The 14,741-nt window shown below is 44.6% G+C and carries 14 protein-coding genes; 5 read left to right on the forward strand and 9 right to left on the reverse strand.

Annotated features, from left to right (window positions below):
- Positions 1–93: 93 nt before the first annotated feature.
- Positions 94–852, forward strand: coding sequence for a polysaccharide deacetylase family protein (locus HUS26_RS15235; protein ID WP_254434220.1), 759 nt, complete (start codon positions 94–96; stop codon positions 850–852).
- Positions 853–889: 37 nt separating this feature from the next.
- Here the strand turns inward: HUS26_RS15235 and HUS26_RS15240 are convergent, their stop codons facing one another.
- On the reverse strand, positions 890–1,489 hold the full coding sequence (locus HUS26_RS15240) for a KinB-signaling pathway activation protein (RefSeq protein ID WP_173917924.1): 600 nt from the start codon (positions 1,487–1,489) through the stop codon (positions 890–892).
- A 141-nt stretch (positions 1,490–1,630) separates the two neighbouring features.
- Between HUS26_RS15240 and gerD the strand changes: the two genes are divergently transcribed.
- Positions 1,631–2,284 (forward strand): spore germination lipoprotein GerD, encoded by a 654-nt coding sequence (gerD, locus tag HUS26_RS15245; protein WP_173917925.1) that lies wholly within the window; start codon positions 1,631–1,633, stop codon positions 2,282–2,284.
- A 39-nt stretch (positions 2,285–2,323) separates the two neighbouring features.
- On the opposite strand, the gene HUS26_RS15250 is transcribed toward gerD, so the two are convergent.
- Both HUS26_RS15250 and cwlD read right to left on the reverse strand, forming a co-directional pair.
- Positions 2,324–3,376 carry an Mrp/NBP35 family ATP-binding protein gene (locus HUS26_RS15250; protein ID WP_173917926.1) on the reverse strand — a complete coding sequence of 351 codons (1,053 nt, stop codon included), beginning with the start codon at positions 3,374–3,376 and terminating at the stop codon, positions 2,324–2,326.
- 85 nt (positions 3,377–3,461) lie between these two features.
- Entirely contained in the window at positions 3,462–4,166 is a 705-nt protein-coding gene (gene cwlD / locus HUS26_RS15255; protein ID WP_173917927.1) for an N-acetylmuramoyl-L-alanine amidase CwlD, read from the reverse strand.
- Between the two features lie 231 nt (positions 4,167–4,397).
- Here cwlD and HUS26_RS15260 point away from each other — a divergent pair, with 231 nt between their 5' ends.
- The 3 genes from HUS26_RS15260 (at position 4,398) to HUS26_RS15270 (ending at position 9,761) form a co-directional block, all read left to right on the forward strand.
- Entirely contained in the window at positions 4,398–6,083 is a 1,686-nt protein-coding gene (locus tag HUS26_RS15260) for a serine hydrolase domain-containing protein (RefSeq protein WP_173917928.1), read from the forward strand.
- Between the two features lie 115 nt (positions 6,084–6,198).
- Complete coding sequence (locus HUS26_RS15265; RefSeq protein WP_173917929.1) at positions 6,199–8,259, forward strand: glycoside hydrolase family 3 protein; 2,061 nt, start codon at positions 6,199–6,201, stop codon at positions 8,257–8,259.
- 233 nt (positions 8,260–8,492) lie between these two features.
- Positions 8,493–9,761 carry an exo-beta-N-acetylmuramidase NamZ domain-containing protein gene (locus tag HUS26_RS15270; protein WP_173917930.1) on the forward strand — a complete coding sequence of 423 codons (1,269 nt, stop codon included), beginning with the start codon at positions 8,493–8,495 and terminating at the stop codon, positions 9,759–9,761.
- Between the two features lie 201 nt (positions 9,762–9,962).
- Here HUS26_RS15270 and rpsI read toward each other — a convergent pair whose 3' ends face one another.
- The 6 genes from rpsI to HUS26_RS15300 all read right to left on the reverse strand — a co-directional run bounded on the left by rpsI (position 9,963) and on the right by HUS26_RS15300 (position 14,588).
- Positions 9,963–10,355: a 30S ribosomal protein S9 gene (rpsI, locus tag HUS26_RS15275; protein WP_082235739.1), complete on the reverse strand. Its 393-nt coding sequence runs from the start codon at positions 10,353–10,355 to the stop codon at positions 9,963–9,965.
- A 20-nt stretch (positions 10,356–10,375) separates the two neighbouring features.
- A complete protein-coding gene (gene rplM / locus HUS26_RS15280) occupies positions 10,376–10,813 on the reverse strand; it encodes a 50S ribosomal protein L13 (RefSeq protein WP_173917931.1) in 438 nt (145 codons plus the stop codon).
- A gap of 540 nt (positions 10,814–11,353) precedes the next feature.
- Positions 11,354–12,094 (reverse strand): tRNA pseudouridine(38-40) synthase TruA, encoded by a 741-nt coding sequence (gene truA, locus HUS26_RS15285; RefSeq protein ID WP_173917932.1) that lies wholly within the window; start codon positions 12,092–12,094, stop codon positions 11,354–11,356.
- Between the two features lie 15 nt (positions 12,095–12,109).
- A complete protein-coding gene (locus HUS26_RS15290) occupies positions 12,110–12,907 on the reverse strand; it encodes an energy-coupling factor transporter transmembrane protein EcfT (RefSeq protein WP_173917933.1) in 798 nt (265 codons plus the stop codon).
- A complete protein-coding gene (locus HUS26_RS15295; RefSeq protein WP_173917934.1) occupies positions 12,904–13,773 on the reverse strand; it encodes an energy-coupling factor ABC transporter ATP-binding protein in 870 nt (289 codons plus the stop codon). The genes HUS26_RS15290 and HUS26_RS15295 overlap by 4 nt, the downstream gene beginning before the upstream one ends.
- Positions 13,749–14,588 (reverse strand): energy-coupling factor ABC transporter ATP-binding protein, encoded by an 840-nt coding sequence (locus tag HUS26_RS15300; protein ID WP_173917935.1) that lies wholly within the window; start codon positions 14,586–14,588, stop codon positions 13,749–13,751. The genes HUS26_RS15295 and HUS26_RS15300 overlap by 25 nt, the downstream gene beginning before the upstream one ends.
- Positions 14,589–14,741: the final 153 nt, after the last annotated feature.

The raw sequence follows: 14,741 nt of genomic DNA on the forward strand, positions 1-14,741 counted from the left end.
TTTTATTCTTACCCTTTTTTCGGGATTTATAGCATAGGTTGTCCTGTTTTTCATAGATATAAATCATATAGGTGAAAAAAGGAGTGCGTGGGCGTGAAATTTCACAAAAAACGTATAGGGTCGTTTAAACGTTATGGAATCATAGTAGTTATTGCTTTGTTTTGCGCCGTTTTAATGTGGGTAGGCCAGCGAAGCCAGGTTTCTGTGTTTTCGAATAATGGTGAACCGCGGGCTTTATCACAAGGAAGTGAAGAGCATCCGTTTATTTCCTTAACCTTCAATATCAGCTGGGGAAGCAACAAAGTGCACGATATTTTAAAATCTTTAGAGGCACATGAGACAAAAGCCACGTTTTTTCTAAGCGGCGAATGGGCGGAGCGCCACCCGGATATTGTCAAAGCGATTCACGACGGAGAACATGAAATTGCGATGATGGGCTATGCGTACGAAAGCTATATGGACAAGGAAGCTGCCGAAGTGCGCCAGGATATTGAAAAGGCTCAGGGGGTTTTTGCAAAGCTCGGTTTTGAAGAAGTTCATTGGATCCGCCCGCCTCACGGAAAATACAATGAAGAAGTGTTAAAGGTAATCGAAGAAGAAAAACTAGAAGCGATCCAATGGAGTGTAAACCCGAGAGACTGGGAAAACCCGGGCACTAATAAAATCATTGATCAAGTGTTAAATGATACCGGCAAAGGAGATATCATTCTTCTGCACGCTTCTGATTCTGTCAAGCAGACCGACAAAGCTCTTGAAGTATTACTGCCGGGCTTAAAGCAGAAAAAGCTTAAATTTGTAACGGTCTCTGAACTGGTGAACGGAAGCCAGACAACCATTGAACAGGTGAATTAATAAAGAGAGCTGCCTATTTAAGGCAGCTCTCTTTTTCCTATTTAGCAGCAGGCTGATCTCTCGTAAGCCTATGTAAAATTAAAAGCTGATATGCATTACAGATAACGAGCGGAATGATCATTAACCATACATAATCAGGTGAAGCCGCTCGCAAAGCGGGCACCCATTCGACCGACGTTACAACGACCATAAAAAATAAGGCGGGTACAAATGCCTGTCGGTTCGTTTCCTGCGTTTTTTTCCACGCCACCGCTAAAGAAACTACAAATAAACCGAGGGATGTAAAAACATAAGGCCACACAGACACGTTATCTGCCGCTTGATATCTAAAGTAAATAAGATCAAAAATGACAAATGCGATTAAAAATAATTGGATCAATCCCCAGCTTCTCTTAAATAAACCTTTACCAAATTGGTGGATCGTTAAATAAGCGAAGAAGCCCATTTGACTGATTACACTGAATATAAATCCTAATCCTGAAAAAAATAATAATAATCCAAGCAGTTCAAATATTTGAAAAGGCTGCAGAACAGCAGCATAGGATTCTTTTTTAATTATAAAACTGGATACTAACGTTAAAACTCCGCCGATTAACAGCGTCGTTAAAAACAGACGTACCCATTTTCGACTATTCACGTTAATTCTCCCCCTGTTGGCTAATACTTCCCACACGTATTCTACCATGATTCCAGGTATTTTTCCTTAATGGCCCGAATATTTTTTGTGACATGTTGCATATTAAACGTAAGGGATAACTTATGGAAAGGGGACATTCACATGTCCAGATTTCGAATCATTTGTCCCATTCTCCTCGTCATGCTGTTAGCTGCATGTAATGGCACTTCAAGTGCCAGCGAGCAAGCGGATTATGATACCACCAAAAATATGATGGTTGATATATTAAAAACTGACGATGGGCAGAAAGCTTTAAAAGAAGTCCTTTCTGAAGAGGAAATGAAGCAGGAAATGGCCTTAGAGTCAGCAGATGTGCAAAATGCCGTTAAAGAAACTTTGCTATCTGAAAAAGGCAAGGCGTTTTGGAGCAAGCTTTTCTCCGACCCTTCCTTTGTGCAAGAGTTCAGTAAAGTCGTCCAGGAAGAACAGGAAGGCTTAATGAAAGGTCTTATGAAGGACTCTGAATATCAGTCTTCTTTAATCGAACTTTACCAGAACCCTGAAATGATGGAAAAAATGCTTGAGGTTATGCAAGGGCAGAAGTTTAGGGCCCACCTGGAAAAAACCATTCAAGAAACCTTAAACAACCCGGTCTTTCAGGCGAAAATGAGCGAAACCCTGCTTAAAGCTGCAGAAGATATGCAGAGCGGCGGTGGAGGTCAAGGTGAAGGCGGAGGACAAGAGCAGTCCACTGAACAAGGTACAGAAGGAGAAGGCGGAGGACAGCAAGGCAGCTCCGGCCAATCCTCGCAATAGAAAAAACACGCAGCCGTAGTTGACTGCGTGTTTTTTTCTTTAATATTTACTGATGACCTTAGCAGCCATATTGCGATAAACGACCCCAATTGGATGGTCTTCCTGATAAACAGAAGGTGCAAATACATCTTCATCTTCATAAGGCTGCTGCAGAGGAATGTGACCTAGCACATCTGTTTTCAGCTGCTCGGCCAGCTTCACTCCGCCGCCGCGGCCGAAGATAAATTCTTTATTTCCTGTTTCTTTACTTTCGAAATAAGACATATTTTCGATGACCCCCAGAATATCGTGCTCCATTTTAATCGCCATTTGGCCGGCACGAGCAGCAACGAACGCAGCTGTTGGGTGAGGTGTTGTCACAATAATTTCTTTGGACGAAGGCAGCAAGGAATGCAGATCCATCGCTACATCACCTGTTCCAGGCGGCAAATCAAGAAGTAAATAATCTAATTCACCCCATTCGACCTCTTTAAAAAAGCTTGTGAGCATTTTGCCAAGCATTGGTCCACGCCATACAATCGGAGAGTTGTCCTCTACGAAGAAGCCCATAGAGACAAGCTTTACACCAAATCGTTCTACCGGAATAATCTTCTCGCCGCGAACAACCGGGCGTTCTTCTACACCCATCATGTCAGGTACACTAAACCCGTAAATATCGGCATCAATAATCCCGACTTTTTTACCGAGACGCTTTAAAGCCACTGCCAGGTTTACGGTTACTGTAGACTTTCCTACGCCGCCTTTACCACTGGCAATCGCAATGAATTTCGTATCACTGCCTGCTCCTAAGAGAGCAGCTCCCTCATCCTGGGCCGCTTCGGGCTGGAATTTTTCGATAACCTCATCAGGGAGCTGATCAAAGCGCAGGCCTACTGTAGCCGCTCCGCCGTTCTTTAATGCATTAACGATTTTCTGCTGCAGCTCCATCTGCTCAGCTGTATTCGTCTTCGCTATTAATATCTTAACGCTCACATGATTCTTCTCTTCTTTTATCTTAATTTCTTCGACTCCACCGGTTTCTTCTAACGTTTTATGTAAAAACGGATCCTCGATCGAGTGAAGGATTTCCAGAACCTTTTCTTGTGTCAGCACGTGCGTCACCTTCCTTAGAAATGTTTCGACAGTGCAAGTATAACATACATGAAACGCTTTCTAAGTGATATGCATTTGATCCTTATTATTCTTTATCCGCTTCGTGACGCAGAATGCCTTTATAGATGGAAGCTGCTACTTTTCTCTGATAATCCTCGCTTTCAAGAAGCGTTCTTTCATCAGGGTTTGATAAAAATCCGGCTTCTACTAAAACACCAGGATTATCCGCGTGGTCGACAATATAAATATTTCTTAACCCGAGTGCTTCCCTTTTTGTGTTATTAAGGTTTTCTTTAATCTCTTTCTGCACCGATTTCGCTAACTTCTTACTCTCTTCCTGATTAGGGTTGTAGAATGTCTGGGCCCCTCTCCACTGCGAAGCAGGTATCGCATTAAGGTGCAGACTGATAAAAAGGTCGGTTTTAGAGTCGTTAATAAGCTCCATTCTCTTACGGATATCTTCCGACTTACGCTGCGATAAGCTTCCTCCCTCTGTTGATAAATCTTTATCTTCATCTCTTGTTAAATAAACGATCGCTCCTGCTTGCTGCAAATAATCTCGTAAATATTTTGAAAGCTGCAAGGTAATGTCCTTTTCTTCGGTGCCATTCGCCCCTCTGGCTCCCCCGTCTGGCCCGCCGTGTCCTGGGTCAATGACAATAACTTTCCCAAAAAGAGGAGATGACCAAGACTGCCATGTGTCTTTCACTTCCTGAACAGGGAAAGATATTAAACTCACGCACAATAATACGGCCGCGAACCATATGACCGTTTTCCACCGTCGTCCCATATTGATCCACTCCCACTTCTTCCACTTGTAGCTCAATATATGGGACAAGATTATGAATTATACCTCTGACTGGAATGATTCTTTTCGATCTGTATCAAATGTCCTAGCCCTTTTTCGTCGATTTTTGCAATATTCTAATAATTTTGCTACTTAAGTGGTATAGACAACTATATTTTTTAAAACTATGATTGAGGATAAACAGGGAAAGCCCTTACATAAAAGGAGGAATTTATGAAAAAAACAAGCGCTCTTTTAGTATTATCCACCGCCTTAGCCTCTTCTTTACTGTTTACCCCAGCAGATGAAAGGAGTGTAACAGCAGACGAATTGAAAAAACCAACGATGGAAAATCGAGCTCACAAGAAAACCCAGGAGAACCCCCACCCTGTTTTTTCTTGGAATAACCCAGGTCCATCTTCCCCCGTGCTTCACCCGGGATCTGTTAGAGGAGCCGGCATGATGCAGGCACCGCTTAATGCCATTGACTCTGTGATTGAAACAAGCATTTCTGAAGGTGCTCTTCCCGGCGCTGTCACTTTTGTCGCCAGAAAAGGGCATATCGTCCAGAATGAAGCTTACGGCCATTCCCTGCTTTACAAAGATGATCAAGGAAACGAAGTGCCCAACCCCCTTCACATGGAAAAAGATACGATTTTTGATGTAGCCTCTATAAGTAAAATATTCACCGCTACCGCAGCCATGATTTTATATGAAGATGGACATTTTCAGTTGGACGACCCTGTCGCTAAGTATATCCCTGAGTTTGCACAAAACGGAAAAGAACACCTTACGATTGAACAGCTGATGACCCATACTTCAGGTTTTACAGCATGGGTGCCTTTATACGCAAAAGGTAACACCAGGGAAGACCGCCTGGAATATGTTTATGCGTATCCATTGGCTAACCCGCCTGGATCTACATACACATACAGCGACTTGAACATGATTACACTCGGCGCCCTGATCGAAAAGATGTCAGGCCAGCGATTGGATGAGTTCGTATACGAAAACATTACAGGTCCCCTTAGAATGAAAGATACGATGTACAATCCGCCTGAGAAATTAAAAGAACGAATTGCAGCTACAGAATATCAGGCAGCTATTGGACGAGGACTGGTATGGGGAGAAGTGCATGATGAAAATGCCTGGTCGCTTGATGGAGTAGCTGGTCATGCAGGCGTATTCTCTACCGCCGAAGACTTAGGAAAGCTCGGCCATATGTACTTAAATGACGGCCGTTATGGCGGTAAACAAATTCTAAAATCTGAAACCGTTAAGCTGTTAACCGAAAATAGGATTCCTGAATTCCCCGGCGATGAGCACGGCCTTGGCTGGGAGCTGTCCCAAGGATGGTATATGGATGCTTTATCAGAAGCTTCAACGATGGGTCATACCGGATATACAGGAACATCTATGGTCGTCAATCAGGATAACGATACGATCGCCATTCTATTGACTAACCGCGTGCATCCGACAAGAAATACAGTATCCACTAATCCGACTAGACAATTATTTGCCCGTCAGGTCGCTGATGCCATTCCTGTTGACACACCTGCTCCTTCCTGGTTCTCAGGCTACGGAAACCAATTAAACCGTTCCTTAACTGCAAAAGTGGATGTCCAAAAAGCCACGGAGCTCTCCTTTGAGACATGGTATCGCCTTGAGAATGGATATGACCTTGGGCATGTAGAGGTATCTGAAGACGGTGAGAACTGGACAGCCGTCCGTGAAGCCTTCACTGGCAGCAGTGTAGCGTGGAGCGAGGAAAAAGTTACTCTACCAGCAGGTACGAATTTCGTCCGCTTCCGCTATGACACAGACGGAAGCGTGAATGGACGAGGCTGGTATATCACAAACTTGAATATAGACGGAAACCTTCAACTGCTCGATACAGAGTGGGAGAAAAGGTCTTATTAAGAAGGAAATTATGAGGAGGCAGTTAACGACCCCGCCTAGTGTGAGGCCGCTTAAAAAATGAGCAGATTCCTCCTTATACTTATAAAAAAGCCCCTAAAAAAGGAGTGAGAGCTAAATGAAAAGATTTCGAAAGCCGGCTATCCTGACAGCGGCTGCTGTACTGCTGATCAGCCCTTTTACACCACAGACGGCTGCGGCATCTGCTGAAGTCAAAGACCTCGTTCTTTTAGAAAACGCGGCACAGGTTCACGAAGAAATTGAAAATAATGAAGTTGACCTCACCGCTTTAAATCTATATGAGGACGGCCACTATACAAAAGTCGAAGAAAACCTTAATTGGTCGTCTTCTAACAAAAACGTCGCCACGGTTGATAAGGATGGCACAGTAACCCTGACCGGTCAAAACGGTCGTACGTTCATCTCGGTTAGTGACGGAAAGAATAAAGACCGAATCGCCGTCGACCATAAACCCGCTCAGGGAGAACCAGCCCTCGTGAAACAAAAAGGTGATCAGTACGATCTTATTCATAATGCGATTGAAGGAATGACGCTTGAAGAAAAAGTCGGACAGATGCTGATGCCAGACTTTAGAAACTGGGAAGGAAAAAACGTTACAAAAATGCTTCCTGAAATCGAGCAGGTCGTTAAAGACTATCACTTAGGAGGCGTCATTCTCTTCCGTGAGAACGTGGTGACGACAGAACAGACAGCTGAGCTCGTCGCAGATTATCAGGAAGCTTCACAAGAGCAGGGGCTGCTGATGGCGATTGACCAGGAAGGCGGAATTGTTACTCGTCTGCAATCCGGAACCGACATGCCTGGCAACATGGCCCTCGGTGCTACCCGCTCTCCTGAAATCACTGAAGATGTCGGAACAGCGATTGGATCAGAGCTGGAATCTCTAGGTATTAATATGAACCTCGCTCCGGTTTTAGATGTGAACAATAATCCCGATAACCCGGTGATTGGCACCCGCTCCTTTGGAGAAGATCCTGAACTCGTTGCTGATTTAGGAATCGCTTATACAAAAGGCCTTCAAAGTACGGGAGTAGCCGCAACAGCGAAACACTTCCCGGGTCACGGGGATACGGCAGTTGATTCACACCTTGGCCTGCCTGAAGTTCCTTATGATAAAGAACGCCTGATGGAAGTTGAACTTTATCCTTTTCAAAAGGCTATGGAAGCTGACATTGATGCAATTATGACTGCTCACGTCACGTTCCCTAAAATCGATGACACGAAAGTTATTTCCCAAAAGGATGGTACGGAAATTTCCCTTCCTGCGACCCTTTCACCAAAAGTGCTGACTGGTCTTATGCGTGAAGAAATGGGTTATGACGGCCTCATCATTACCGATGCCTTAAATATGAAAGCCATCTCCGACCACTTCGGTTCAGTCGATGCGGTCATCCGCGCTGTAAAAGCAGGAACAGATATCGTCCTGATGCCTGTTGGTCTTGAAGAAGTAGCTGAAGGTCTTCTGGACGCTGTAAAATCTGGTGAAATCAGTGAAGAACGCATTGAGCAATCGGTCGAAAGAATTTTAACCCTTAAATTAGAACGTGGAATTTTTAAAGAAGAAACACAGCCAAATATGGATGAGATCCTATCAGAAGCCAATGCCACTGTAGGGTCGCCTGAACACCAGGCCATTGAAAAAGAAGCCTCTGACCGTTCCATAACCCTTGTGAAAAACGATGATGTCCTTCCGCTTAATTTGGATGGAAAGATTGTCGTTGTCGGCAATACCTTTATCGACAGACTGCACACCTCTATTTCTGCCTATCGAGATGATGTGCAGTTGATTAAATCGACCCAGCCTTTAAATGATGATCAGCTTGCTCAAGTACAGGAAGCCGATCATATCATCGTTGGAACATATACGTATAATGTGGCCGGCCGTGCTCCAAGCAGTTCTCAAATGCAATTAGTGCAACAGCTGATCAATGAAGCAGATGCTCCTGTCATTGGGGTCGGCATCCGTAATCCATATGACGTGATGGCTTATCCGCAAGTGGATAGTTATCTCGCTCAATACGGTTTTAATGATGTAAGCTTTGACGCTACAGCAGCGACAATCTTTGGTGAGAACAATCCAACAGGGCAGCTGCCGGTAACGATCCCTGGAGAAGATGGAAAAGCCCTTTATGAATTCGGTCACGGATTAAGTTATTAAAGGGAAGGGGCGGATCCCTCCTCCCCATCCCTAAGTAAAAGACTCTGTTAAATGATGTTGGGTATTTCACCAAAGGAAAGGAATTTTACTCGCTTTTTGCAGACGAACGCTCGGGCCTCCTCGCGAGACCCACACTTTGGTGTGTTGGATCGCCTTGTGCAGGATTCTCAAAAATTCCTTTCCTTAAGCATCCTCTAAAACTTAATAGAGCCAAATAAAAAGGAGTGAAGCATTTGAAAAAATCAATGATCGGATTGCTCGTACTGGTTCTTGTACTGTCAACGTTTACAGCTGTTTTTGCAGATAAGAGCGGGAACAACGGACAGCAGAAAGGAAAAGATAAAAACTTTAAGCTTGGTGTAGAAGTTCTGCTGGAAGAAGAAAAAGAATTAATTGAAGGGAAAAATGTAGGCTTAATTACTAACCCTACTGGTGTTGATAAAGATCTTAATAGTATTGTTGACCTTCTTCATGAGGATCCTGATGTTAACCTGACTGCCCTCTACGGTCCTGAGCATGGTGTCCGTGGCAGTGCGCAGGCCGGGGAATATGTAGAATACTACATCGATGAACATACAGGGCTGCCGGTTTACAGCCTTTATGGCCAAACACGCAAGCCAACTCCAGAGATGCTTGAAGATATCGACGTCCTTTTATTTGATATACAGGACGTAGGAACCCGCTTCTATACTTACATTTATACAATGGCTTACGCGATGGAAGCCGCTCAAGAAAACGACATCCCTTTTATTGTTCTTGACCGTCCGAACCCATTAGGTGGAGAAAAAGTTGAGGGACCAGTGTTAGAAGAACCTTATAAATCATTCGTAGGAAATTATGAAATTCCACTTCGCCATGGAATGACTGTAGGTGAGCTGGCTAAATTTTTCAATGAAGAGTTTGAGATTGGCGCTGACCTGACAGTGGTTGAAATGAATAAGTGGAAACGGAATATGTATTACGATGACACACCACTTCAATTTGTAGCTCCTTCACCAAATATGCCGACAACAACAACGGCGCTTGTTTACCCGGGGGCTGCACTCATTGAAGGGACAAACGTTTCTGAAGGACGTGGAACAACCCAGCCTTTTGAACTGATCGGTGCTCCTTTTATTAACAGTACCGAACTTGCAGCAGAATTGAATGAATTGAACTTACCAGGCGTAATGTTCCGCGCTGCATCGTTTACACCTACTTTCTCTAAGCATGCTGGCAAACTAAGCAACGGGATTCAGATTCACGTGACGCACAAAGAATCCTTCCAGCCCATTGAAACAGGATTACACATTGTGAAAACGATCCATGATATGTACCCTGAAGACTTTGCCTTCCGCGCAGAAAATGCCAGCGGTATTTCCTTCTTCGATAACCTGATCGGAAACGGATGGGTCCGCGAAGCAATTGAAAATGGAGAATCTGTTGAAGAGATCCAGGCTCAGTGGCAGGATGAACTAATCGAATTTAAAGAAGTACGGGAAAACTATTTACTTTATAAATAATAGAAAAGCCTCGCGCTGACATCAGCCCGAGGCTTTTTTCGTATTGAAAATTCTCCCCTAAGAGATTCTGTATCCTCAGGTTTTTACGAGAACGGTCTGTCGTACATCCCCAAAGATTTAGAGAACCTTACAACTAATAACAGATGACAATAAAAAAGACTCTCAAGCTGAATAGCTGAGAGCCTTTGAAACGTTGATATCTTAACGTTTTGAGAACTGTGGAGCACGACGAGCACCTTTAAGACCGTATTTCTTACGCTCTTTCATACGTGCGTCACGTGTTAGAAGTCCTGCGCGCTTAAGTGGTGTGCGGTATTCAGGGTCTGCTTGAAGCAGAGCACGAGCGATTCCGTGACGGATCGCACCAGCTTGACCAGTGAAACCTCCACCATTTACGTTTACATATACATCATAGTTACCTTCAGTTTCTGTTACAGCTAGAGGCTGTTTCAGAATCGTACGAAGTGTTTCATATGGGAAAAAGTCTTCAGCATCACGCTTGTTAACAACTACGCGTCCTGTTCCAGGAACAAGACGTACACGAGCTGTTGACTTTTTACGACGTCCAGTACCGTAATATTGTACTTGTGCCACTCTCAATTACCTCCCTTTTATTATCCGCGAAGCTCGTAAACTTCTGGTTGTTGTGCTTCATGCTTGTGCTCAGATCCAGCATATACATGAAGTTTTTTGCCCATTTTGCGTCCTAGGCTTCCTTTAGGCAGCATACCTTTAACAGCAAGCTCAAGCATTTGCTCAGGGTATTTTGTACGCATTTCGTTAGCTGTACGCTGTTTCAAACCACCTGGGTGATTTGAGTGACGGTAATAAATCTTGTCGTTGATTTTGTTACCAGTTAGTTCAATCTGTCCTGCATTGATAATGATGACATGGTCGCCAGTATCAACGTGTGGAGTATACGTAGGTTTGTTCTTACCGCGAAGGATCGCAGCAACTTCGCTCGCTAGACGGCCAAGCGTTTGCCCTGCAGCATCCACTACGTACCACTTGCGATCCACGTTGTTTTCATTTGCCATGAAAGTTGTGCGCATATCGGTTTCCCTCCTGAATTGTTATCTTCACAAAGCTCATTTGTTATTTATCTCAATACGATTAGTTTCCGGGGCTAATCGTGGTATAGAAATAAAATGCCATAGAATATAATATAACACTCTTGTCCAAGATGTCAAGATGCAAACACAAGGAAACGTTGTTTTTTTGTAAGAAAAGTGGAAAGGGGCCGCTTAGGTCTGAAACGCATAAGCAAAACCATGCAGTGGCGGGGGTTGCCACGTAATGGGGTTGCTTATGGCGCGAAGTCCTGCCCCTTGGAACTGGACACCAAGAAAAGTGGAAACGGCCTGGTAGACACGAAACGCATAAGCAAGATGCCGTAATCGGGTAGTTTTTCATGATGCAGGTATATTGCTTATGACGCGAGTGTCTGGCCGTTGGAACTGGACATCAGAAATGTGGAGGCGAGCGTTTAGGCCTGTACGCATAAGCAAAACGGTCTTTCTTCACGCAGCCGGATTGCTTATGTCGCGAAGACCTGCCCCTTGGAACTGGACATCAGAAAAGTGGAGGAATTATCAATAATCAACCTTCCACAAAAACAGCCCATGCGGAGGAGCCGTTTTCCCCGCCGCTTCCCGATTTCTCGCTTCGATCATCTCAAGCATTTCTTCCGGCTGCCGTTCCCCCCGCCCTACTTCCAGCAATGTCCCTACTAGAATACGGACCATGTTGTATAAAAAGCCGCTTCCTTTAAAAATAAAGACAAGCTCCGATCCGTGCACCTCAACCGTCGCCTCATGAATCGTCCGGACTTTGCTTCCTTTTACATCCGTTCGTGAGGAACAGAAGGTGGTAAAGTCGTGCTCCCCTTCAATCAAGGAACAGGCCCTATCTATCGCCTCTATATCAAGAGGTCTTTTTTCATGATGAGAAAAGTGGCGTCGGAACAGATCAGGCTCCCGATAATTCCACACGAAATAGCGATATTCTTTCCCTGTTGTATCATAGCGGGCGTGGAAATCGGGGGCCGCTTCTTCTACTTCGGCTATATGAATATCTGCTGGAATCATAGAATTTAAGGCCCGCTTCCAATTACTCTCCGGAATTTGAAGCGGCGTATCAAAGTGAATGACCTGGCCTCGTGCGTGTACCCCAGAGTCGGTCCGCCCGGAAGCGGTTATTTTAACTTTTTCCCCTTTATGCATAGAGGCCAGAGCTTTTTCAATTTCCGCCTGCACGGTATTTCCGTTGGGCTGGACCTGATAACCGGCATAATTTGTGCCATCGTATTCCACTCTGCATTTTAATCGTTTCATACGCTTTGCCTCCACTTAGCTTCTCGTTAAAAACATTCCGGCCGCCACCAGGATAAACACGATATATCCGATGTAGTCGATACGGCCCACTTGCAGCTCTCTTAACTTCGTCCGGCCTTCTCCTCCACGATAGCCTCGTGCTTCCATGGCCATAGCGAGCTCCTCAGCGCGTTTAAAGGCACTGACAAACAAAGGGACCAGCAATGGTATAATCGCCTTAACACGGTCCTTAAATGAGCCTGTACGGAAGTCTACGCCCCTGGATGCCTGCGCCTTGGAGATTTTTTCAGTTTCCTGCATTAAAGTAGGAATAAATCGAAGCGAAATCGACATCATCAAAGCCAGCTCATGAACAGGAAAGCGAACTTTTTTTAACGGCCCTAACAGTTCTTCAATAGCGTCTGTAATTTCAATAGGTGTCGTCGTTAAAGTCAGCATTGAGGTGACGAGGATCAGCAGAAAGAATCGTAAAGAAATCGCAGCCCCTTGAATCACCGCGCCCTCGTACAGCTCCCATCCTGCAATGGAAAAAAGGACATCTCCCTCTTTCGTGACAAACAGGTGGAGAAGAAAGGTAAAAGCGATTAAAAACCAGACAGGCTTCAGCCCTTTTAATATATACGGAAGGCGAATTCTCGTAGCAATCGCGCTTCCTACAGCAAAAAGCGCCAGCAGTCCATAACTCATAACAGAATTAGCAAAGAATACGATTACGACAAAAAAGAATATGATAGCGATCTTCGTACGTGGGTCAAGCTTATGAATAGGTGACTGCCCGGGGATATACTGACCGATCATCATTGAACTACTCATGATAAGCTTCCTCCCTTCACCCATTCAGCCAATTCCTTTGCTAATTCAGTTAAGGATTGACCTCTGTATGGAATCTGCACCCCAAACTGTTCTTCAGCCTTATTTAAAAACTCGATGACCTCGGGAACATCCAGCTGCACTTGATCCAGTGATTCCTTATCTTTAAAAATTTCCAATGGCTCACCCTGACGGTACACTGTCCCTTTATTTAATATTACAATATGGTCAGCATACGTTAAGGCATCCTCCATACTGTGGGTCACTAACACTGTCGTCAAACCTTTTTCCCTATGCAGACGGGCAAACATGTCCATAATTTCTTTCTGCCCTCTCGGATCTAATCCGGCCGTAGGCTCATCTAACACAATGACTTCGGGGTTCATGGCCAGTACACCGGAAATGGCCACGCGTCTCATCTGTCCTCCGCTGAGATCAAACGGTGAGCGTTCCAGCAAATCATCATTTAAATGAACGGCTTCAATCGCGTCTTTTGTACGCTTGGCAATTTCAGTTTCTTCTACTCCAAAATTCGAAGGACCAAAAGCGATATCTTTCCTTACCGTTTCTTCAAACAGCTGATGCTCCGGGTACTGAAAAACGATCCCTACCTTCTCTCGGAGTTCACGAAGGTGTTTATTTTTCTCCCCTGCTTCAAGCACATAAGGACCGACCGTGACTTTACCGCTGGTCGGGCGCATTAAGCCGTTTAAATGCTGAAGTAAGGTTGATTTCCCTGACCCTGTATGGCCGATAACAGCGACGAATGACCCTGAGCGAATAGAAAAATTAATATCATCAAGGGCTTTATGTTCAAATGGACTGTCAGGCTGATAGACATAGCTTACCTTTTTGAACGTAATGTCCATAGTTCCTCCAACAACTCCTGGTGATTAAGTGGCTCACGTGATAGGTAAAGACCAGCAGCATTTAATTCTCCTGCCAGTTTTGCAACAAATGGAGTATCCAAGCCAATTTCTACTAACTTCTCTTTTTTCGCAAACAGCTCTCTTGGTGTGGAAGACATCCAGACTTCCCCGTTGTTCATAACGATCACCCGGTCTGCCTGCGTCACTTCCTGAAGATCGTGGGTGATGGTAATAAGGGCTAGGTCCCGCTGCTGCTTCACATCAAGAATCGTGTCCATGATTTCTTTTCTGCCTTTAGGATCCAGCATGGCTGTCGCTTCATCTAAAATAATATATTTAGGTGATACAGCCAGTACGCTAGCAATGGCTACGCGCTGTTTCTGCCCTCCTGATAAACGATGGGGCTCATGTAGTTCATAATCAAACATCTTAACAGCAGATAGACTCTCTTTAATTCTTTCTACCATAAGCTCCCTTGGCAGGCCATGGTTCTCCATTCCAAAAGCTACATCATCCCGGACCGTTGTTCCTACGAATTGGTTGTCAGGATTCTGAAAGACCATTCCTACATTCTTTCTGACGTCCCAAACCGTTTCTCTGCTTACTTTCGTTCCATTTACAAAAATTTCGCCTTCTTGGGGAAATAACAATCCATTCATCAGCTTAGCGATGGTAGATTTCCCGGAACCGTTATGCCCAATAACGGCGACCCATTCACTGGAATGGATCGTAAAGCTTACGTTCCGCAGCACCCAAGGGCCGTCTTCCTGATAGCGAAAAGAAACGTTTCTAAACTCAATCTCACTTTTCTCCATAGGCTATCCTCCACAGTCGCTATTTCCCAGGAAATAAAATTCACCATTTCCCGATAGGATGCGACACTTTCTCGTTTTCTTTTGGGCAATAAAAAAAGGGCTGGAGTTAACCTCTCGATGAGATTTAAGTCCTGCCCTTTAGTACCCATTTTC

The sequence above is a fragment of the Halobacillus sp. Marseille-Q1614 genome (assembly GCF_902809865.1).
In the GTDB taxonomy this organism is placed as follows: Bacteria; Bacillota; Bacilli; order Bacillales; family Halobacillaceae; genus Halobacillus_A.